Annotated in this window: 15 protein-coding genes; 6 read left to right on the top strand and 9 right to left on the bottom strand. The window is 75.7% G+C overall.

Annotated elements, in window-relative coordinates:
* Nucleotides 1-5: 5 nt before the first annotated feature.
* The gene (locus tag LGQ04_RS01740; RefSeq protein WP_229241747.1) at nucleotides 6-1,142 is read right to left on the bottom strand and encodes a DNA polymerase III subunit delta'; all 1,137 of its coding nucleotides are present in this window, start codon (nucleotides 1,140-1,142) and stop codon (nucleotides 6-8) included.
* Nucleotides 1,139-1,903, bottom strand: coding sequence for a dTMP kinase (gene tmk / locus LGQ04_RS01735; protein ID WP_308016326.1), 765 nt, complete (start codon nucleotides 1,901-1,903; stop codon nucleotides 1,139-1,141). The genes LGQ04_RS01740 and tmk overlap by 4 nt, the downstream gene beginning before the upstream one ends.
* A 55-nt stretch (nucleotides 1,904-1,958) precedes the next feature.
* Between tmk and LGQ04_RS01730 the strand changes: the two genes are divergently transcribed.
* Nucleotides 1,959-2,648, top strand: a complete 690-nt coding sequence (locus LGQ04_RS01730) for an HAD-IA family hydrolase (protein ID WP_229241746.1) — start codon at nucleotides 1,959-1,961, stop codon at nucleotides 2,646-2,648.
* A 48-nt stretch (nucleotides 2,649-2,696) separates the two neighbouring features.
* On the opposite strand, the gene LGQ04_RS01725 is transcribed toward LGQ04_RS01730, so the two are convergent.
* Nucleotides 2,697-3,170: a MarR family winged helix-turn-helix transcriptional regulator gene (locus LGQ04_RS01725; RefSeq protein ID WP_229241745.1), complete on the bottom strand. Its 474-nt coding sequence runs from the start codon at nucleotides 3,168-3,170 to the stop codon at nucleotides 2,697-2,699.
* 75 nt (nucleotides 3,171-3,245) lie between these two features.
* Here LGQ04_RS01725 and LGQ04_RS01720 point away from each other — a divergent pair, with 75 nt between their 5' ends.
* Nucleotides 3,246-3,464 (top strand): hypothetical protein, encoded by a 219-nt coding sequence (locus tag LGQ04_RS01720; RefSeq protein WP_229241744.1) that lies wholly within the window; start codon nucleotides 3,246-3,248, stop codon nucleotides 3,462-3,464.
* On the opposite strand, the gene LGQ04_RS01715 is transcribed toward LGQ04_RS01720, so the two are convergent.
* Nucleotides 3,440-4,549 (bottom strand): Gfo/Idh/MocA family protein, encoded by a 1,110-nt coding sequence (locus LGQ04_RS01715; protein WP_229241743.1) that lies wholly within the window; start codon nucleotides 4,547-4,549, stop codon nucleotides 3,440-3,442. The genes LGQ04_RS01720 and LGQ04_RS01715 overlap by 25 nt on opposite strands.
* 94 nt (nucleotides 4,550-4,643) lie before the next feature.
* Between LGQ04_RS01715 and LGQ04_RS01710 the strand changes: the two genes are divergently transcribed.
* Nucleotides 4,644-5,465 (top strand): ABC transporter ATP-binding protein, encoded by an 822-nt coding sequence (locus tag LGQ04_RS01710; RefSeq protein ID WP_229241742.1) that lies wholly within the window; start codon nucleotides 4,644-4,646, stop codon nucleotides 5,463-5,465.
* Nucleotides 5,462-8,161 carry an ABC transporter permease gene (locus LGQ04_RS01705; RefSeq protein WP_229241741.1) on the top strand — a complete coding sequence of 900 codons (2,700 nt, stop codon included), beginning with the start codon at nucleotides 5,462-5,464 and terminating at the stop codon, nucleotides 8,159-8,161. Before LGQ04_RS01710 ends, LGQ04_RS01705 begins: the two co-directional genes overlap by 4 nt.
* Nucleotides 8,162-8,523: 362 nt before the next feature.
* On the opposite strand, the gene topA is transcribed toward LGQ04_RS01705, so the two are convergent.
* Complete coding sequence (topA, locus tag LGQ04_RS01700; protein WP_229241740.1) at nucleotides 8,524-11,313, bottom strand: type I DNA topoisomerase; 2,790 nt, start codon at nucleotides 11,311-11,313, stop codon at nucleotides 8,524-8,526.
* A 216-nt stretch (nucleotides 11,314-11,529) separates the two neighbouring features.
* The gene (locus tag LGQ04_RS01695; RefSeq protein ID WP_229241739.1) at nucleotides 11,530-12,582 is read right to left on the bottom strand and encodes a phosphatase PAP2 family protein; all 1,053 of its coding nucleotides are present in this window, start codon (nucleotides 12,580-12,582) and stop codon (nucleotides 11,530-11,532) included.
* Between the two features lie 127 nt (nucleotides 12,583-12,709).
* Between LGQ04_RS01695 and LGQ04_RS01690 the strand changes: the two genes are divergently transcribed.
* A complete protein-coding gene (locus LGQ04_RS01690) occupies nucleotides 12,710-13,393 on the top strand; it encodes a TetR/AcrR family transcriptional regulator (RefSeq protein ID WP_229241738.1) in 684 nt (227 codons plus the stop codon).
* Here the strand turns inward: LGQ04_RS01690 and LGQ04_RS01685 are convergent.
* The 3 genes from LGQ04_RS01685 to LGQ04_RS01675 are packed head-to-tail and all read right to left on the bottom strand — an operon-like array spanning nucleotide 13,390 to nucleotide 19,213.
* On the bottom strand, nucleotides 13,390-16,932 hold the full coding sequence (locus LGQ04_RS01685; RefSeq protein ID WP_229241737.1) for an ATP-binding protein: 3,543 nt from the start codon (nucleotides 16,930-16,932) through the stop codon (nucleotides 13,390-13,392). The two genes, LGQ04_RS01690 and LGQ04_RS01685, sit on opposite strands and share 4 nt — an antisense overlap.
* Nucleotides 16,932-17,636: a DUF4194 domain-containing protein gene (locus LGQ04_RS01680; protein WP_229241736.1), complete on the bottom strand. Its 705-nt coding sequence runs from the start codon at nucleotides 17,634-17,636 to the stop codon at nucleotides 16,932-16,934. Before LGQ04_RS01680 ends, LGQ04_RS01685 begins: the two co-directional genes overlap by 1 nt.
* Entirely contained in the window at nucleotides 17,633-19,213 is a 1,581-nt protein-coding gene (locus tag LGQ04_RS01675; protein WP_229241735.1) for a DUF3375 domain-containing protein, read from the bottom strand. Before LGQ04_RS01675 ends, LGQ04_RS01680 begins: the two co-directional genes overlap by 4 nt.
* A 280-nt stretch (nucleotides 19,214-19,493) precedes the next feature.
* Between LGQ04_RS01675 and LGQ04_RS01670 the strand changes: the two genes are divergently transcribed.
* Nucleotides 19,494-20,186: a vitamin K epoxide reductase family protein gene (locus LGQ04_RS01670; protein ID WP_229241734.1), complete on the top strand. Its 693-nt coding sequence runs from the start codon at nucleotides 19,494-19,496 to the stop codon at nucleotides 20,184-20,186.
* Nucleotides 20,187-20,239: the final 53 nt, after the last annotated feature.

Below are 20,239 nucleotides of genomic sequence, written 5' to 3'. Positions count from 1 at the left end.
GCCGCTCAGCCCTGGGGCCGCAGCGCGATCGTCATCGCCTCGACGGCGAGCAGCGGCGCGACGTTGCCCTCCAGCCGCTCGCGCGCGACCCCGATCGCGTCCATGCGCCGCACCGTCTGCTCCGGCGTCGAGTCCGCCGCGAGGGTGCGGACCGTCTCCGCGAGACCCGTGTTCACGAGGTCGACGTCCGCACCGAGCTGCACCACGAGCACGTCCCGGTACAGCGACAGCAGGTCCACCATCGCCCGGTCGAGGACGTCGCGCTGGTGCCGGGTCGCCCGACGCTTCTGGTCGGCCTCGAGCTCGCGCACCTGGGACCGCAGGCGCGGCGGCAGCGTCTCCCCGTCGGTCACGCCGAGCGCGCGCAGCAGCTCCGCCTTCTCGTCCGCGTCCCGCTCCTCGGTCGCGGCCCGCGCCTCCGCCTGGGCGAGCTCCACGAGGTCGCCGGCCGCGAGCACCGCGTCGCCGACGCCACGGATGCGGCGGGCGAGCGCGAGCACCGACGACCGCCGCGAGCGCGCGTCCGCGTCCCGCGCGAGCCGCCGCGCGAGCCCGACGTGGCTCTGCGCCGCCCGCGCGGCCTCCTCCGCCAGGGCGGGGTCGACGCCGTCGCGCTCCACGAGCAGGCGGGCCACGGCGTCGACGGGCGGCACGCGCAGCACGACGCCGCGGCAGCGCGACCGGATCGTCACGAGCACGTCCTGCGGGCTCGGGGCGCACAGCACCCACACCGTGTGGGGGGCGGGCTCCTCGACGGCCTTGAGGAGCACGTTCGTGGTGCGCTCGCTCATGCGGTCCGCGTCCTCCACGACGATCACCCGGCGCCGGCCCTGGGACGGGCTGCGGCTCGCGACCGTGACGAGCTCGCGCACCTCCTCGATCTTGATCGTCACGAGCTCGGTCGCGACGAGCGTCACGTCGGGGTGGGTGCCCGCGAGGACCGTGCGGCACGCCTGGCACACCCCGCACCCGCCCTGCTCGCACTGCAGCGCGGCGGCGAACGCGCGCGCCGCGTTCGACCGGCCCGAGCCCGGCGGGCCGGTGAGCAGCCACGCGTGCGTCATCGCCGCGGGGTCGGCCACGGCGGCGCTCAGCGTCGCGACCGCCTGCTCCTGACCGACGACGTCGTCCCAGACGCTCATGCGGACCGCGTCCCGTCCGCGCGGGGGGCCGGGTGGTCGGCCCGGCCGGAGCCGGGCTCGTAGCCGATGGCGCTCTCCGAGTCGTCGAACCCGTCGTCCGGCTCGGCCGCGACGGTGTCCTCCGCCTCCTCGACGACCGGCGTCAGGTCCAGGCGCGCCGCGACGTCCACCCGGATCTGCGCCTGGAGGTCGTCGACCGGCGCGGACGCGTCGAGCACGAGCCACCGCTCGGGCGCGGCCGCCGCACGGGCGAGGAACGCCTCGCGCGCACGGCGGTGGAAGTCGAGGCCCGCGCGCTCCAGCCGGTCGTGCTCGCGGCGGATCCGCGCGGCGGCGACCGACGGCTCCAGGTCGAGCAGGATCGTCACGTCCGGCATGAGGTCCTGCACGGCCCAGCGCGAGATGAGCTCGACCTCGTCCGCGCCGAGCTCGCGCCCGCCCGCCTGGTAGGCGACGGACGAGTCGAGGTACCGGTCCGTGACGACGATCGCTCCGCGCGCGAGCGCGGGCCGCACGAGGCTCGCGACGTGGTGCGCGCGGTCCGCCGCGTAGATCAACGCCTCCGTGCGCGGGTCCATGTCCTCGCCGTGCAGCACCGCGGCGCGCAGCTCCGTGCCGAGCGACGTGCCGCCCGGCTCGCGCGTGAGCACGACCTCGCGTCCCGTCAGCTCGCCGAGCCACTGCCCGAGCAGGCGCGCCTGCGTCGACTTGCCGACGCCGTCGCCGCCCTCGAACGAGACGAAGTACCCGGGTGCGCTCACGGCGACCACCCTAGCCGCGGCGTCGGACACCACGCCCCGCGGCTAGCCTCGACGCATGACCGCGATCCCCGCACCCGGCGCCGCGTTCGCGGGCCGCACGTTCGACGCCGTCCTGTTCGACATGGACGGCACGCTCGTCGACTCCGTCCCCGCGGTGGACCGGAGCTGGCGCCGCATGGCGGCCGAGCACGGCATCCCGGACCCGGACGAGTTCGCGATCCCGCACGGGACGCCCGCCCGGACGGTGCTCGCCGCCGTGCTGCCGCCGGACCGGGTCGACGCGGCGTTCGACCGGCTGCACGAGCTCGAGCTCACCGACGACGAGGGCGTGACGGTGCTGCCGGGCGCACGGGACGCGCTCGCCGCGCTCCCGGAGGAGCGGCGCGCGATCGTCACGTCGTGCACGGCTCCGCTCGCGGCGGTCCGCGTGCGCGCGTCGGGGCTCGCGGCACCCGCGGTCCTCGTCACGGCGGACGACGTGGAGCGCGGCAAGCCGGACCCGGACCCGTTCCTGCTCGGCGCGCGGCGCCTCGGCGTGGACCCGGCCCGCTGCCTCGTGGTGGAGGACGCCCCGGCGGGGATCGCGGCGGCGCGCGCCGCCGGGTGCGCGGTGCTCGCGGTGACGGGCACGCACTCCGCCGAGGAGCTCGCCGCCACCGACCCGGCCCCGGACGCCCTCGCGCCCGGACTCGTGGCGGTGCGGCTCGCCGTCGGGCCGGACGGCGTGCGTGTCACCGACGCCTGACGCCGGACACCCGACGCCGGGCGTGGTCGACGACGCGGGTCGGGTTGGTCAGTAGGCCCCGGCGCGCGCGGCGGCCGCGACGACCTTCGCCGCGGCGGCGTGGACCTGGGCGAGCTCGTCGAGGCTCAGGCCGGTGGCGGCGACGATCGCGGGCGGGATGCGCTCGGCGTCGGCGCGCCGCGCCCGGCCCTGGTCGGTGAGGGTCACGTGGACCTGGCGGGCGTCGGCGGCGGAGCGGGCGCGGCGCACGTAGCCGAGCGCGTCGAGGCGCTTGAGCAGCGGCGAGAGGGTGCCGGGGTCGAGGTGGAGCCGGTCGGCGAGGGCGGTGACGGTGGTCGTCGTGCCCGCCGCGTCGTCCTGCCAGAGCGCGAGCAGGACGAGGTACTGCGGGTGCGTGACGCCGAGCGGCTCGAGCAGCGGCCGGTACATCGCGACCATCCCGCGCGCGCCGGCGGACAGCGCGAAGCACACCTGCGCCTCCAGGGCGAGCGGGTCCTCGGGCGGGGTCGTCGCGTCGGTCACGTGGCCAGGGTAGTCCGCGCCGCGCTATCGTGTGGTCCACCAATGGTTGGCCCACCAAATATCAGGAGCGCGACGATGGCACGACGCCCCCGCACCCCCGACCCGCGACCGCTCGGGCTGCGCATCACGGAGAGCTTCCTGCCGGTCTTCGGGCCCGCGCAGGTCGGCCGCCAGGACGCGGACGGCCGGGGCGTCTCCGACGCCGAGCGCGAGCGCGAGCACGCGCTGCGGACCCGCTTCGAGCGGGTGACCGGCCCGGACGGCCGCAGCTACGTCGTCGAGCACACCGACTGACCCGACGCCCCGCAGCCGCGCCCGCGCGGCCCGCCGCTACTCCCCCGGTACACGACCCCGACCTGGCGGCGCACCTCGTCGAGCGTGCGCATCACCTCGAGCGTCCCGTCCCACGACATGCGCGGGCTCTGCGTCTCGCCCGCGGCCACGCGCCGCGCCACCTCCGCGGCCTCGAACTGGAACCCGTCGACGGTCGTGCCGGCGTAGGACCACGTCGTCCCGTCGAGCCGCACCACCCGGAACGAGGTCGGCGCGTAGAAGTCCCCGTCGACCTCGATGCGCCCCTCGGTGCCCGAGACCACGGCGGTCGTCGCGGTGCGCGACCACAGGGTCGTCGACAGCGTCGCCTGCGCCCCGCCGTCGTACCCGAGGACCACGCTCACCTGCCCGTCCACGCCCGTCTCCGTGAGCGCACCCACGGCCGTGACGGACGACGGCGCGCCCAGCAGGTCGTGCGCGAACGACACCGGGTACACCCCCAGGTCGAGCAGCGCTCCACCGGCGAGCGCCGGCGCGTACAGCCGGTGCCCGGGGTCGAACGCGAACCGCTGCCCGTGGTCCGCGGCGACGTGGACGACGTCGCCGATCTCGCCGCGCGCGATCACGCCCCGCAGCGCGGCGACGTGCGGCAGGTGGCGCGTCCACATGGCCTCCATGACGAACACGCCCGCCGCGCGTGCGGCGTCGAGCACCTCGCGCGCCTGCGCCTCGTCGCGCGTGAACGCCTTCTCGACGAGCACGTGCTTGCCCGCCGCGATCGCGAGGAGCGCGTGCTCGCGGTGGTGCGAGTGCGGGGTCGCGACGTAGACCACGTCGACCTGCGGGTCCTCGACGAGCGCGTCGTAGCCGACGTGCGTCGTCGGGACGCCGTGCGCCGTCGCGAACCGCTCGGCCTTGACCCGGTCGCGCGACCCGACCGCCGCGACCCGGCCCTGCGTGTGCCGCCGCACGGCGTCGGCGAGCGTCGACGCGATCCCGCCCGCACCGAGGATCCCCCACCGCACGGGCGGCGCGGTCCGCGGGTCGGGCACGACGCCGCGCAGCTCGGTGGGCACGGACCGGTGGCCGGGGGCGTCGGCGCTCATGCGCCCACGCTATCCCGGTGGGACCGGTCCCACGACGTCCGTCCACGTCCCCCCGGGTGATGCGCCGTCGCGACGACCGGGCCACGATGGGCCCATGACGACGCCCGCGCGACCGACCGGACGGCACGCCGGACCCTCCGCCGACACGCCCGCCGATCCGCCCGCCGGGACCCCCGAGGCCCGCGCGAGCGCCCGCGACCTCGTCAAGGTCTACGGGTCCGGCCCGACGGCGGTGCGCGCCCTCGACGGCGTCGACGTCGACTTCGCGCGCGGACGCCTCACGGCGATCATGGGCCCGTCCGGGTCGGGCAAGTCCACGCTCATGCACTGCATGGCCGGCCTCGACTCCCCCAGCTCCGGCAGCGTCGTCGTCGACGGGCGCGAGATCAGCCGCATGTCCCAGCGGCGCCTCACCGCGCTGCGTCGCACCCGCGTCGGGTTCGTCTTCCAGTCGTACAACCTCGTGCCCACGCTCACCGCCGCCGAGAACATCACGCTCCCCCTCGACATCGCCCGCGCCCCCGTGGACCGCGCGTGGTTCGACGAGGTCGTGGACGCCGTCGGGCTGCGGGACCGCCTCCACCACCGTCCGTCCGAGCTGTCGGGCGGGCAGCAGCAGCGCGTCGCGTGCGCGCGCGCCCTCGTCTCGCGGCCCTCCGTCGTCTTCGCCGACGAGCCCACGGGCAACCTCGACTCCCGCTCCGCCGGGGAAGTGCTCGGCTTCCTGCGCCGCTCCGTCGACGAGCTCGACCAGACCGTCGTCATGGTCACGCACGACCCGCGGGCCGCGTCGTTCGCGCACCGCGTCGTGTTCCTCGCCGACGGCCGCCTCGTCGGCGAGCTGCACGACCCCTCGCAGCAGGACATCCTCGACGCGCTCGCGGAGGCGGCGGACGACGCCGCCGCGCCCGCATGATCCGCGTCGCGCTGCGCGGCGTGCGCGCGCACCTCGTGCGCTTCGTGCTGTCCGTGCTCGCCGTGACGCTCGGGGTCGCGTTCGTCGTGGGGACGTTCGCGTTCCGCGGCATGCTGTCGTCGACGTTCGACGACATCATCGCGACGACGCTCGTCGCCGACGTGTACGTGCGCGGGTCCCAGGAGGTCACCGGCGCGGCCCCGCAGGAGGGGGGCGGCGGGGGTGCGCCCGGCAGCGGCTTCGGCACCGAGCGGACCCTCGTCCCCGACTCCCTCGCGGCGACGGTCGAGGACGTCGACGGCGTCGACCGGGCCGTCGCCGACGTGTCCGGGCCCGCGGTGCTCGTCGCCGCCGACGGGACCGCCGTCGTGACGAACGGCCCGCCGAGCGTCGGTCTCGCCGTCGACGAGGAGGACCCCAGCCTCACGCTGCTCGACGGCGCGTGGCCCGGCCCCGGCGAGATCGTGCTCGAGGAGAGCGCCGCGCAGGCCGCCGACCTGCGCACCGGCGACGAGACGACGGTCGTGCTGGCCGACGAGCCGCGCCCCGTCACCGTCTCCGGCGTGTTCGGGATCGAGGCCGCGGCCGCCGGTGCGGTGCTCGTCGGCCTCGACGACGCCACCGCGCGCGAGGCGTACGCGCCCGACGGGCAGGTCGCGCAGATCGCGGTGTGGGCGTCCTCGGACGGTGCCGGTGACGCGTCGGGCGAGGCGGCGGGCGAGGGCGCGGCGGGCGAGGAGGCGCTCGCCGACCGGGTCGGCGCAGTGCTGCCCGACGGCGCGGAGGCCGTCACGGGGACGCAGGCCCGGGCCGAGGCGAGCGAGGCCGTGGAGGAGGTGCTGGGCTTCGTCGAGACGTTCCTCCTGGTCTTCGCGGCCATCGCGCTGTTCGTCGGCGCGTTCATCATCGCCAACACGTTCCAGATGTCCGTACGCGAACGGCTCCGAGAGCTCGCGCTCCTGCGCGCGCTCGGCGCGTCCCCCGGTCAGGTGTTCGCCTCCGTGCTGGTCCAGGCGCTCGTGGTCGGGCTCGTCGGCGGGGCGCTCGGCGTCGCGGGCGGCGCCGCGCTCGTGCGCGTCATCCGGTGGGGCCTCGCGGCGGCGGGGATGGAGTTCTCGGGCCGCGTCCCCCTCGGCGGGACGCAGCTCGCCGCAGCGGTCGGCCTCGGCGCGGCCGTCAGCGTGCTCGCCGCCGTCCTGCCCGCGCGCCGCGCCGCGGCGATCCCGCCCGTCCAGGCCATGCGCGACGACGTCGCCCCCGAGCGCGGGACCCGCACCCGCGCCGTCGGCGGCGTCGTGCTCGTCGCGGCGGGCGCGGGCGTCCTGTGGCTCGCGGCGTTCCTCGGCTCGTCCGTCTCCGACACCCCGACCGGGTGGGCGTGGGTCGACGACCTCAGCCCTCGTGTGCTGCTCGGGGTGGGCGCCGGGCTCGTGCTCGTCGGCGTGCTCGTCGGCTCCCCCGCCGTCGCGCGCGGCGTGCTCACCGTGCTCGCCTGGCCGCTCGTCGTCACGCTGCGCCCCCTCGGGCGGCTCGCGCGCGGCAACGTCACCCGCAACCCGCGCCGCACCGCGAGCACCGCCGGCGCCCTGCTCATCGGCATGGCGCTCGTCTCGGTCACGGGCGTCATCGCGGCCTCCACGCAGGCGTCGGTGCGCAGCATCGTCGAGACCGAGGTGCGGGCCGACCTCGTCGTCGACTCCGCGACCCTCACCGTGCCCGACGGCGCCGTCGACGCCGTGCGCGCCGTGCCCGGCGCCGAGACCGTCGACACCGTGCGGCTCGGGCTCGCGCCCGCCGCCGCGGTGGGGTCGAGCGGGTCGGGCGACGAACCGCGCGGGACCGACGTCGCGGGCGTCCCGGCGGCGTTCTTCGACACCGCGCTCGACCCCGTGACCCTCGAGGGGGACGCGACGTCGACGCTCGAGGACGGGGGCGTCGTCGTGCACCGGCGCACCGCGCGCGAGCGCGGCTGGGAGGTCGGCGACACGCTGCGCCTCGGGAGCCAGGCCGAGGGGACCGGTGCCGCCGACGGCGGCACGTCGGCGGTGGTCGACGTCCGGGTGGGCGCGATCATCGACAGCCAGCTCGTCGGCACGGGCGTCCTCGTGCGCGACGACCTGTTCGACACCGTCGTGCCGCCCGCGCAGGCGAGCGTCCGCATCGTCTACGTGAGCGCGGCGAGCCCCGCCGAGGTCGAGGCGTTGCGCGCGGACCTCACGGACGCCGTCGCGCCCTACCTCGTGCTCACCGTCCAGGACCGCGAGGAGACCGCGTCCGCGTTCGCCGACCAGGTCGACCAGGTGCTCGTCATCCTCTACGCCCTGCTCGCGCTGTCGATCGTCATCGCGCTGCTCGGCATCGTCAACACGCTCGCGCTGTCCGTCATCGAGCGCACGCGCGAGATCGGGCTCCTGCGCGCGGTCGGGCTCGGCCGCCTCCAGCTCGCCGGGATCATCGCCGTCGAGTCGGTGCTCACCGCCGTCTACGGGACCGTGCTCGGCGTCGCGACCGGCATCGGCATCGGCGCCGCCCTGCCCGGCGTGCTGGCCGACGAAGGCCTGAGCACCCTCGCGATCCCCTGGGGCCAGGTTCTCGTCATCCTCGCCGCCGCCGTCGTCATCGGACTCGTCGCGAGCGTCTGGCCCGCCATCCGCGCCGCCCGCCTCCCGGTCCTCGACGCCGTCACCGTCGACTGACCACGCCGCGAGGGAGTACCGAGGTCACGAGAGTGGTACCGAGGTCGCGTGAAGTAGTACCGAGGTCGCGTGAAGTAGTACCGAGGACCGCGAAGTAGTACCGCGGTCGCGCGAGGTAGTACCGCAGGTCGCCCGACCTGCACACCGTGGTGACGGACAGCAGCCGAGCGGTGCGGTGGGCTCGGATGCGAAGGGGCGTCAGGCCGCGCGTCGGGAACCCCAGCCCACAGGACGGGCCGACGGCGCGGCAGCCCCGAGCACCGAGGCCGCCGCACCGCGGACCCAGCCCAACCACGGTCCTACCTCGCGGAACCACGGTCCTACCTCGCGCGACCGCGGTACTACCCCGCGGGACTGGGGTACTACTTCGCGGACTTCGCAGCGGGCTTCTTCGCGGGGGCCTTCTTCGCCGCCGGCTTCTTGGCGGGCGTGCGCTTCTTCGCGGGGCCCTGGGCGCGCTTCTCCGCGAGCAGCTCGATCGCGCGCTCGGGCGTGATCGACTCGGGCGTGAGGTCGCGCGGGAGGGTGCGGTTGGTCTCGCCGTCGGTGACGTACGCGCCGAACCGGCCGTCCTTGACGACGATCGGCTTGCCGCTGGTCGGGTCGTCGCCGAGCTCGCGCAGCGGCGGGGCGGCGGTGCGTCCGCGGCCGCGCTTCGGCTGCTTGTAGAGCTCGATCGCCTCGTCGAGCGTGACCGTGAACATCGACTCCTCGCTGGGGAGGGTGCGGGAGTCGGTGCCCTTCTTGAGGTAGGGGCCGTAGCGGCCGTTCTGCGCGGTGATCTCCTCGCCCGACTCGGGATCCGTCCCGACGACGCGCGGCAGGGACAGGAGCTGGAGCGCGTCCTCGATGGTCACGGTGTCGAGGGTCTGCGTCTTGAGCAGCGACGCGGTGCGCGGCTTGGGCTGGGCGGCCTTGGCCTTCTTCTGCGCCGCGGCGGACAGCGACGTGTCGATCGGCGGGAGGTCGAGCACCTCGGTGACGTACGGGCCGTAGCGGCCGGCCTTCGCGATGATCTCGTTGCCCGAGCCGGGGTCGGTGCCGAGCACCTTGCCGTCGTCCGCGCCGGCGGCGAGGAGCTCGCGCGCCTTGGCGACGGTGAGCTCGTCGGGGGCGACGTCGTCGGGCACGGAGGCGCGGGGCGGGTTCTCGCCCTCCTTCACCTCGACCGACAGGTCCTCGACGTACGGGCCGTAGCGGCCGACGCGGAGCTGGATGCCCTCGCCGATCGGCACGGAGTTGATGCCGCGCGCGTCGATGTCGCCGAGGTTCTCGACGAGCTCGCGCAGGCCCTCGCCCGCGTCACCGCGTGCGGCGTCGCCGAAGTAGAACTGGGTGAGCCACTCGACGCGGTCGCGACGCCCGGTCGCGATCTCGTCGAGGTCGGCCTCCATCGCGGCGGTGAACCGGTAGTCGACGAGGCGGTCGAAGTGCTCCTCCAGGAGCCGCGTGACGGCGAACGCGAGCCAGCTCGGCACGAGCGCCTGGCCACGGCTGAGCACGTACCCGCGGTCCTGGATGGTCGAGATCGTCGACGCGTACGTGGACGGCCGCCCGATCCCGAGCTCCTCCAGCGCCTTGACGAGGCTCGCCTCGGTGTAGCGAGGCGGGGCCGACGTCGAGTGGCCGGCCGCCTCGACGTCCTCGCCGCGCAGCGCGTCGCCCTCGGCCATCCGCGGGAGGCGGGTCTCGCGGTCGTCGCCGCCCTTCGCACCGAGGGCGTCCTCGGCGTACCGGTCGACGTCGGCGCTCTCCTCGTACGCGGCGAGGAAGCCGCGGAACGTGATGACGGTCCCGGAGGCCGCGAACACGGCGTCGCGCCCGGCGAGGTCGCCGGCGGCACCGGCGAGCGGCGCGCCGAGGCGCACGGACGCCGTCGAGCCCTTCGCGTCGGCCATCTGCGACGCGACGGTGCGCTTCCAGATGAGCTCGTAGAGCTTGAACTGGTCGCCGCTGAGCTCCTTGGCGACCTGCGCGGGCGTGCGGAAGGAGTCCCCGGCGGGTCGGATCGCCTCGTGGGCCTCCTGCGCGCCGGCGTTCTTCGACGCGTAGACGCGCGGCTTGTCGGGCACGAAGTCCGCGCCGTAGAGCTCGCCGGCCTGGCGGCGTGCTGCGCTCGTCGCCTCGGCGGACAGCGACGGCGAGTCGGTGCGCATGTAGGTGATGTACCCGTTCTCGTACAGCGACTGCGCGGTGCGCATCGTCTGCCGCGAGGACATGCGGAGCTTGCGGCTCGACTCCTGCTGGAGGGTCGACGTCGTGAAGGGGGCGGCCGGTCGCCGCGTGTACGGCTTGGTCTCGAGGGACCGGACGGTGAAGTCGGCGTCCGCGAGGCCCGTGACGACGGCGCGGGCCGTCGCCTCGTCGAGGTGCGCGACGCCGTCGCGCGCCGAGGCCTTGAGCTGCCCGCGGTCGTCGAAGTCGCGGCCGGACGCGACGCGCGCGTCGCCGACCTGGACGAGCCGGGCGCCGAACGCCTTGCCGGCGTCGTCGGGGGCGGCGGCCGCGGCGTCGCCCGCGAGCCCGAACGTGCCGGTGACGTCCCAGTACTCGGCGGCGACGAACGCCATGCGCTCGCGCTCGCGCTCGACGACGAGGCGCGTCGCGACGGACTGCACGCGTCCGGCCGACAGGCCCTGGCGGACCTTGCGCCACAGCACCGGCGAGACCTCGTAGCCGTAGAGGCGGTCGAGGATGCGGCGGGTCTCCTGCGCGTCGACGAGGTGCTCGTCGAGGTCGCGCGTGTTCTCCAGGGCCCGCTGGATGGCCTCGCGCGTGATCTCGTGGAACACCATGCGCTTGACGGGGACCTTCGGCTTGAGGGCCTCCAGCAGGTGCCAGGCGATGGCCTCGCCCTCGCGGTCCTCGTCGGTCGCGAGGTAGAGCTCGTCGGCCTCCTTGAGGGCGCGCTTGAGCTCGGAGACCTTCTTCTTCTTGTCCGCGTAGACCTCGTAGTAGGGGTCGAACCCGTTGTCGACGTCGACGGCGAACTTGCCGTACGGGCCCTTCTTCATGTCGGCGGGCAGCTCGGACGGCTGCGGCAGGTCGCGGATGTGCCCGACGCTCGCCTCGACCTCGTAGTCGTCCCCGAGGTAGCCCTGGATCTTGCGAGCCTTGGCGGGCGACTCGACGATCACGAGCTTGCGTGGCATCCCATCCTGCTTTCCGTCGGTGGTGCGTCGTGCGGTGCGGGCCGCCGTCGCGAGGTGTGGCGGCCGGTGTGGTCCGGGTGGCGGTCGTGCGCGCGTCGTCGTGGGGTCGACGACGGCTGGTCGCCGTGGGCGTCGCACCGCTGCGCCTCCCGGGCCTCCGGTCGGCGGACCGGTCCAGGCAGCCTACGACGTTACGCCATCCGCGCCAGCCGCACCCTACCCCCGAACGGAGAGCCGGTCGGGGCGGGCCGTCGCCTGACGGACGAGGAGCAGGACCGCGAACGCGGCGGCCGTGACCGCGACGACCCCCGCCACGCCCCCGGCGTAGGCGCTCGCCTCCTGGACGGTCGTCGTGTCCCACGTCGCGGGTGTCGCGCGCAGGGCCCAGAGGGCGACGGCGCCCGCCGCACCGGCGCCGAGGAGGAGCAGGACGGCGGTCACGGTCGAGCCCGGGGACGTCCCCGCACCGGGGTCGAGCGCGGAGCGCGGCGTGAACGCGCACACGAGCGCACCCCAGGCGAGGACCACGAGCACGGCCGCGACGACGTCGCTCGGCCGGTGCCACTGCCCGACGAGCGTCGAGATGCCCGTCGCGGCCGTGTACCCGCCGCCGAGCACGGCGACCAGCGGTCGCCATCCTCGCGGCACGACGAGCAGGACGGCCGCCGCGACGGAGCCCGCGACGGTGGTGTGCCCGCTGGGGAGCGAGTTGTCGGCGGTCCAGCCGCCGATGAGGTTCTCGCGACCGAGGAGGACGTGCTTGACGGCCTGCGTGGTGACGTTCGCCCCGACGACGAGGAACGCGACCTGCACGGCCAGGCCCCACCGGCGGCGCAGCAGGGCGATGCCCATGGCTGCGCCGAGGCCCGCGACGACGAACGTCAGGGAGACCGTGTCGAGGACGGGCTTCGCGACGGACCACAGCCGCCCCTGCCCGTTCGTCGCGCCGTCGAACGCGGCCCGCTCGGCCATCTGCCCGGCGTACGTGTCGACGAAGTACCGCCACACCATCCAGCCGAGGACGGCCGCGGCCACCGCGACGAGCGCCGCCGCCACGCGCGACCCGACCCGGGCGGACGCGCCGGCCGGCAGGGTCGGTGGCGCGGTCGACGGCGCGGTCGACGGGCGCGAGACCGGAGCGGCCCCGGACTGCCCGGACGGGGGCGGCACGGCCGCGGGCGGCCCCGCGGACGGGGTGACCGGCAGGGGGCGCGTCGCCCCGTCCCCCGAGCTCGGCAGGGGGCGCGTCGGTGCGTGGTCGGCGGGCATCCTCCCACCGTAGGCGACGATCGTGCCGGTTCCGAGAAGACGACGGGAAGGTCGTGGTCGGTCCGACGGCGCGGCGCCCCTCTCCCGGCCGGTCCGGGCACCCGGGGACCGGGCTAGGGTGGCGGGCATGCCCGACGACACCGCGGGACAACCGCCCGTCGCGCCGCGCCCACCGGGTGCCGGACGCCGCCCGCGCGGCCCCCGCCCCGAGACGATCGCGCGGCGCGAGGAGATCCTGCGGGCGGCCGCGCGCGTGTTCGGCGCGAAGGGCTACCACCAGGGCTCGCTGGCCGAGGTCGCGGAGCAGGTCGGGATCACGCACGCCGGCGTGCTGCACCACTTCGGGTCCAAGGACCGTCTGCTCACCGCCGTGCTCGAGCACCGCGACCGCAGCGACGTCGAGCACCTCGACCCCCAGCACATCCCGGAAGGGCTCGACCTCTTCCGCCACCTCGTCGCGACCGCCGCCGCCAACGCCGAGCGGCCGGGCCTCGTGCAGACGTACACGGTGCTCACCGGGGAGTCCGTGACCGACGGCCACCCCGCCGCCCCGTGGGTGGCCGAACGGTTCCGCGTGCTGCGCGCCGACATCGCCACCGCGCTGCGCGCCGTCGCCGGGACGGACGTCGACCTCGACGCCGCCGCCCTGGACCGGGCGGCGTCGTCGATCATCGCCGTGATGGACGGCCTCCAGGTGCAGTGGCTCCTCGCGCCCGACGCCGTCGACCTCGCCCGGTCGACCGCCTTCGCCGTCGAGGCGATCCTCGCCGCCACCCTCGCGGGCGCCGACCGACCCCGGCCGCTCGGCTAACCGGCGACGGTCTCGGCGGCGACGGTCTCGGCGGCGACGGTCTCGGCCGCGACGGCGTCCCGGGTGTCCCGGCCGTCCCGGTAGGCGTCGATGGTCAGGGTGCGCAGGCGCGACGAGCGGCCGGTCGGGTTGTCGACGAACCCCACGGCGGAGATGTACGGCTCGATGACGTGGATCTTCTGCAGGGGCGTGACGATGAGCAGCTGGAGCCCGAGCCGGCGGAAGAGCTCGAGCGCGAACCGGGTGGACTCGTCCGACCCGCGCCCGAACGCCTCGTCGATGACGACGAACCGGAACGCGGTGGAGCGCACGGCGCCCCAGTCGAGCTTGAACTGGTAGGCGAGGGACGCGGCGAGGACGGTGTAGGCGAGCTTCTCCTTCTGCCCGCCGGACTTGCCGCCGGAGTCGGAGTAGTGCTCGTGCTCGGTGTCGTCGGCGCGGGAGCGCTCGGACGCGGAGAGCACGAACCAGTGCCGCACGTCGGTGACGCGGCGGCGCCACGCGTCGTCGAGGTCGGTCATGCCCTCGCGGCCGCGGAAGCGTTCGACGAGCGCCTTGACGCGCAGGAACCGGTCCTCCGAGTAGGACAGCGCGGCGTCGGCCACCGACCCGTCGCCCTCGGCCAGGGCACGGTCGTCCTCGGCGAGGATGCCGTCGCCGTCGGTGCAGGCCCGCAGGTCCTGCTGGAACTCGCGCACCTCCAGGTTGGGCGTGCGGGACACTTCGAGGCGGATGTACCGGCCAGGGTTGTAGTCGATCGCCCGCAGGGAGTCGTTGATGGTGTCGATGCGGTCGCGGATGAGGTCGGCCTGCTTGGCGAGCTCGGCGGCGAACCCGGCGATGTCGCGGATCGCGTTGGTGTTGAGGTACGCCTTGAAGTCGGCCTCGAAGCGGGGCAGGTCGTCGCGCACGAGCCGGTCGTGGATCTCGCGGTAGCCGTCGGCGGAGCGCACGTCGGCGTCGAGCTCGGCCGTCTCGACGGGGTACGCGGAGCGGAACGCGGCCATCTGCCCGGCGACGCGGGTGCCGAGGTCGGCGCGTTCGCGCTGCGCCTGCTCGGCCTCGGCGGTGAGGCGTGAGCGCACCGCGTTCTCGACCGCGTCGAGGTCGGTGGCCGACGCGAGCTCACGGTCGAACTCCTCGGTGAGCGCCGCCGTCGTCTCCGGGTCGAGGGGCTTGCCCGCGCCGTCGAGCACGGCCCGCGCCCGCTCGCGGGCGGTGCGGGCCTCGTCGAGCGCGTGCCGGTCCGCGCCGAGGGTCGCGACGACGTCGTCCCGGTCGGCCTCCAGGGCGGCGTGGGCGCGCGCGTTCGCGGTGAGCGCGGCGGCGATGCGCCCGAGCTCGTCGCTCGCCTGCTCCAGGCGACGCTTCTCGTCGTCGAGCTCGGCGACGCGGGCCACCTCGGCGCGCCAGTCCAGCTCGTCCCAGTCGCGGTACACGTCCAGGCGCCCGAGGGCGGTCGCGCGCGCCTGGAGCGCGGTGCGCCGGGCGACGACGGCGTCCCGACGCCGCGCGAGGTCGTCGCGCCGCGCCGTCACCTCGGCCGCCTGCTCCAGCAGCGCGTCGACCTTCGCCTGCGTGGACCAGCCGAGCACGTACCCGCGCCGGTCGTCGACGGCGCGCACGTCGTTCTTCTCGTGGTGGTCGGGCGAGTGCTTGACCTGGCCCGCGCGGGTCACGGCGCGCGGCAGGCGGCGGAACGCCGCGAGGTCGTCGGCGCACGCGTGGTCGGCGCGGCGCTCCAGCTCGGCCTCGACCCACGCGGTGAGCGCGGGCGCGTCGTCGAGCGCGCGGACGTCGAGCAGGTCGGCGAGGACGAGCACGCCGTCGGGCCGGTCGGCCTGTCGCGGCGGCGCGACCTGCTCCGGCACGCGGTGGTAGACGAGCCGCAGCCCCAGGTGCTCCCGGTCGACCCACGCCGCGACGGCGTCGGCGTGCGCGACCGGGACGAGCAGCGAGAGCGCGAAGGGGCGCAGGACCCGCTCGGCCGCGCCCTCCCAGTCCTCGTGCTCGGGCCGCACCGCGAGCAGCTCGCCGACGAACGGCAGGTCGCCCGGGGCGAGGCCGACGCCGGCGCTCAGCCGGTCCCGCACGTCGAGGTGGGCGCGCGGGAGGTTGGAGCGACGGTCGGCGAGGCTCGCGAGCTCGGCCTTGACCTCGGCGGTCTCCTGCTCGACGGCGCGCACCGCCGCCGACACCTCGCCCACCTCCTCCTCGACGCGGGCGAGGTCGTCGCGGACCGTGCGGGCGGCGTCGTCGGCGTCGGCGCGCAGCGCGGCGAACGCGGTGGCGTCGACGAGGGCGTCCGCGACGGCCTGCCGGGCCTGGCCCTCACCGTCGGCCGGGGCCCCGGACGACCCGCCCGCCTGCGCGGCGTACCCCGCGAGCTGGGTGACGCGGCGCTCGCGCGCGGCGCGCTCGACCTCGCGGCGCGCCACCTCGCCCTCGATCGCGGCCAGCCGGTCCCCGCCGTGGCCCGCGCGCTCGAGCTCGAGCCGCTGCCGCTCCGACCCGAGGGCGCCGAGCTCGTCGCCGATGCGCGCCCGCCGCGCGTCGCCGTCCGCGACCCGCTCCTCCAGCGCGCCGATGAGCCCGTCGAGGTCCGCGACCCGCCGCGACGCCGTGAACGCGCGCAGGGCGTCCCGTCGCGCCGTGACCGCCTCCGCACGACGTCCGAGCGCGTCGTGCGCGTCGCAGTCGGCGAGCAGCGGGACGAGCCGGGCGACCTGTGCCGTCGCGCGCACGACCGCGTCGTGCGCGCTCGTGAGGTCGTCGAAGTGGGCGACGAGCCGGTCGGTCCAGCGCTGCGCGTCGAACGGCTCGAGCATGTGCTCGCGGACGAACTCGCCGAGGTCGCCCACCGACTTCATGGACACCGTCTGGTGGAACAGGTCCATCGCCTGCTCCGACGGGATGCCGAGCAGGCGCCGGAAGTCGCGCCCGTACTCGGGGAAGTGGTCGCGCACCTGCGCGCCGGACTCGCGCAGGCGCCGCCGCAGCGCCGCCACGTCGCCGCCGAACCCGGCGAAGTCCTCCGTGACCGTCAGGGGCCGGTCGGCCGTGACGAAGAACCGGTCGGGCTGGCCCGTCTGCCCCGGCGCGAGCCAGAACACCTGGGCGAGCGTGGCTTCCTGCTCGAACCCGCGGTTCGCGAACCGCCCGAGGACCACGGAGTACGTGCCGCGCTCGCGCAGGCCGACGTGCCGCGTCGCACCCGTCGCCTCGTCACGCTCCGCCTTGTAGTGGCCCGCGACGTACGACCGCAGCGACCGCTCGCGCGCACCCGCACCCGCCGCCTTGTTGTAGGAGATGCGGTGCGACGGCACGAGGAGCGTCGTCACCGCGTCGACCACCGTCGACTTGCCCGAGCCGATGTCGCCCGTGAGGAGCGCGTTGCGCCCGTCCAGGTCGAACGCCCACACCCGCTGGTCGAACGTGCCCCAGTTGAGCACCTCGAGCCGTTCGAGCCGGAACCCGGCGCGCGCGTCGACGTCGGCCGCCGGGTCGTGCAGCTCTACCGCGCTGAACAGGCCCTCCATCACGCCACCGTGCCCTTCGTCGTCCCGTCCGTCCGGCCTGCCGCCACGTCGAGGTAGGCGGCGAGCCGCGCGTCGAGGTCCGCGAGCCACTGCGCGTCGACGAACGCCTTGAGGATGCGGCGCACCTCGTAGCGCCGCGCGTCGCCCGGCCCGTCGCCGTCCGCCGCCCCGCCGCCGTCCGGCGACCCCGCGGCGTCGTCCCCCGGGTCCGCCGGCCGCAGGAAGCCCAGCTCGACCACGCGGCGCACGAGCGCGTCCACGCGGTCCACGAGCCGTGCCTCGTTCGCCGCGGCGCCCGCGTCCTGCGCGAGGAACACGCGCAGCAGGTCGACGATCTCGGCGCGCGCGAGCACGAGCCGCGTCTCGCCCCCCTCGGAGTCGGCCTGCGCGAGCCGCTTGCGCAGCAGCGCGAGCAGGAGGCTCACGTCGAACGGCAGCTCGCGCCGCGGGACGAGCCGCGGCACCCGCTCGTCGCGCTCGTGCTCCGGCTGCGAGCGCAGGAACGCGTACCCGTCGCCGTCGTCGACCACGACCTGGAGGCCGAGCAGCGCCACCGCGTCGCGCACCTGCGCGTCGTGCGCGAGCAGGTCGCGCCACGTCTCGGGGCTCGTCTCGCGGTAGACGACGCCCTTGAGCAGGGACGTGACGACGACGGACAGCTCGGGGCTGCGCGCGGGACGGGTCGGGGCGGCCGACGTGCTCACTGGTCCTCCTCGGTGCGGGCGGGGGCGGTCGTGGGTCCGCGACGCGCGAACGTGACCCGGGGCAGGCGCGCGACGCGCACCACGGGCTGCGTCCCGGGGCGCTCCGCCGCGGGTTCGTCGGCGTGCCCGACGGCGGGCGGCGGCTCCCCGAGCCAGCTCACCTCGTCGGTGGCGTCGTCGTCGTGCACGACGGCGAACCGGGGGTCGTCGAGGGAGAGGTACGTGACGAGCTCCGCGAGCCCGTGCTCCAGCGGGGCGTCGCGGACGAGGTCGGTGAGCGAGACCTGCGACCGGGCCCCGGGCCCGGCGAGCGCGCCCCGCACGGTCCGGGCGAGGCGGTCGGGGTCGACGTGCACCTGCTCGTAGAGCGCCCCGACCTCGAAGTCGTCGTCGCCGCTCTCCACGTGGTCGGAGTCGACGCGCGCGACGGGCCGCGGCGCGAACAGGGGTCGCTCCGTGGGCAGCACGACCTCCGGGGCGACGGCGTCGACGGTCGCGCCCGGGGGCGTGCCCGCACCGGCGGCAGCGGCGTCGCGCACCGCGAGCGCCTTCGCCTCGATGCCGCGCAGGAGGTCCATGACGCGGCGGTTCTCGAGCCAGACCTGGTCGTCGAGGAAGCGTCGCAGCTGCTCGGACAGGGTCCGCACGGTCGCCTGGGTGCGCTCCCCGGCGTCGAGCCAGTCGTAGTGGACGCGCCGCAGCCGGCGGTGCTCGGCGGCGTGCGCGTCGGGGTCGTCGGCGGCGAGGGCGTCGAGCCCCTGGACCTGCTCGACGAGGCGGGCGAACTCCTCCTGCCGGCCGCGGTCGAGGAGGAAGTCGTAGAACGCGTGGAAGGAGCGGCCCTGGTCGGACTCGGCGATGGCGCTGCGCGAGCGGACGACCTCCTCCAGGAGCTCGCCCTTCGCGCCGTCCCACCCGGTGATCCGCTCCCGCAGCCCCCGGTCGAGGGTGCGGAAGTTCGCCTCGACCTCCCGGAAGTCGGAGAGCAGGTCGGCGGCGGTCTGGGTGAGCTGCTGGTAGCGGTCGCGCTGCGCAGCGGCGTCGAGGACGGCGAGCCGGCCGGCGCGCACCTGGGCGATCTCGTCGTCGATGCGGGCGCGCCGCTCCTCGAGCTCGCGGAGCCGCTCGGCCGGGTCGGTCTGCGTGCCGACGGCGAGCTGGCGCAGGAGCTCGAACACGGTCGCGAGGCGCGACTCCGTGCCGACGAACGCGCGCCCGTGCAGGGACGTGACCCACCGCACGGCCTGCTCGACGGCGGGCGTGGCGTCGTAGTGGGGCTCGGCGGACCCGGGCGGGTACCAGGCGCGCAACCAGCCCTGGTCGGGGTGCGCCCAGTGGTCGACGTACGCCTGCGGGGCGCGCGGGTAGCGGGGCTCGGTGCCGGGCGCGTCGGCGCGGTGCAGGGCGTACAGGTGGTCGTCGAGGCGGGCGACGAGCGCGCTCTCGGGGATGGCGCGCACGTTCTCCTCGACGAACACGGTGCCGAGGAAGGACAGGACGAGGGGGGCGGTGTCGGCGCGCAGGAGACGCCATGCCGCGCTCGACCGCCGCAGGTCCTCGACGTCGTCGTGCAGCACGCGGGTCCTTCCGGGCGGGGGCGGGCGGTCGCCGTGCCGGGAGGGCAGGGGCGCGGGGACGATCCTAGGTCGGGCGCACCGCGAACGATGCACGCCGGGCCGGGCGATGCACCTCTGAGCGCATCACCCGGCCCGGAGTGCATCGCTCGGGCCCGCGAGGGCAGGGACCATGGTCCCTGTCGCCCGACGTCGCGCGCTCCTACGCTGGATCCCGGCGCCTGGCCGGCAGCGCGCCCACCCTGCCGGCCGGTCGCCGCTCCCGCCCCCCGGAGGACCGCCCATGACCGACGTGACCACCGCCCTCGCCGACCGGCCGGGTGCGGGCGCGCGCGCGTCGTCGGGCACCCGGGGCGGGTACGACCCGCTGGAGCGGCCCACCGGGTGGACGCACTCCCGCGCCGTCCTGTTCGGCGAGATGCTCGTGTTCGGGCTGCTCAGCCTCACGGCCGCGTTCGTGCTGTCGTACGACGCGGTGGTGCTGGCCGCGAACCCCACCGCGACCCTGGCGTGCGACGTGAACACCGTGCTGTCGTGCGGCACGGTCGCGCAGTCGTGGCAGGCGCAGGTGTTCGGCTTCCCGAACGCGTTCCTGGGGCTGGTCGCGGAACCGATCGTCATCACGGTCGCGGTCGCGTCGCTCGGCGGGACGCGGTTCCCGCGCTGGTTCCTCTTCGCCGCGCAGTGCGTGCACTTCCTCGGCGTCGTGTTCGCGTACTGGCTCTTCTACCAGTCGATGGTCGTCATCGGGGCGCTGTGCCCGTGGTGCCTGCTCATCACCGTCTCCACGACCCTCGTGTTCGCCTCGCTCCTGCACTGGAACGTGCTGGAGGACAACCTCTACCTGCCCCGGCGCGCCCAGGAGCGGCTGCTCGGGTTCGTGCGGTCCGGCGCGTACGGGTACCTCGTCGCGGCGTGGCTCGTGGCGCTCGCGATCCTCGTCGTCGTGAGCTACGGCCCGGCGCTCCTCGCCTGATCCACCGCCGTCCGCCGCGCCCGGCCCACCGCGCTCCGCCGGGACGGGCCCGC

Source organism: Cellulosimicrobium marinum (assembly GCF_020551945.1).
GTDB lineage: Bacteria > Actinomycetota > Actinomycetes > Actinomycetales > Cellulomonadaceae > Cellulosimicrobium > Cellulosimicrobium marinum.
Note: the sequence above shows the minus strand (reverse complement) of the source record. Positions and strands in the feature narration are given on the sequence as shown.

Excerpts from the sequence above, each read along its gene's own strand:
- LGQ04_RS01740 (WP_229241747.1), bottom strand. The coding sequence starts at position 1,142 with ATGAGCGTCTGGGACGACGTCGTCGGTCAGGAGCAGGCGGTCGCGACG.
- LGQ04_RS01730 (WP_229241746.1), top strand. The coding sequence starts at position 1,959 with ATGACCGCGATCCCCGCACCCGGCGCCGCGTTCGCGGGCCGCACGTTC.
- LGQ04_RS01720 (WP_229241744.1), top strand. The coding sequence starts at position 3,246 with ATGGCACGACGCCCCCGCACCCCCGACCCGCGACCGCTCGGGCTGCGC.
- LGQ04_RS01715 (WP_229241743.1), bottom strand. The coding sequence starts at position 4,549 with ATGAGCGCCGACGCCCCCGGCCACCGGTCCGTGCCCACCGAGCTGCGC.
- LGQ04_RS01710 (WP_229241742.1), top strand. The coding sequence starts at position 4,644 with ATGACGACGCCCGCGCGACCGACCGGACGGCACGCCGGACCCTCCGCC.
- LGQ04_RS01705 (WP_229241741.1), top strand. The coding sequence starts at position 5,462 with ATGATCCGCGTCGCGCTGCGCGGCGTGCGCGCGCACCTCGTGCGCTTC.
- topA (WP_229241740.1), bottom strand. The coding sequence starts at position 11,313 with ATGCCACGCAAGCTCGTGATCGTCGAGTCGCCCGCCAAGGCTCGCAAG.
- LGQ04_RS01695 (WP_229241739.1), bottom strand. The coding sequence starts at position 12,582 with ATGCCCGCCGACCACGCACCGACGCGCCCCCTGCCGAGCTCGGGGGAC.
- LGQ04_RS01690 (WP_229241738.1), top strand. The coding sequence starts at position 12,710 with ATGCCCGACGACACCGCGGGACAACCGCCCGTCGCGCCGCGCCCACCG.
- LGQ04_RS01685 (WP_229241737.1), bottom strand. The coding sequence starts at position 16,932 with ATGGAGGGCCTGTTCAGCGCGGTAGAGCTGCACGACCCGGCGGCCGAC.
- LGQ04_RS01670 (WP_229241734.1), top strand. The coding sequence starts at position 19,494 with ATGACCGACGTGACCACCGCCCTCGCCGACCGGCCGGGTGCGGGCGCG.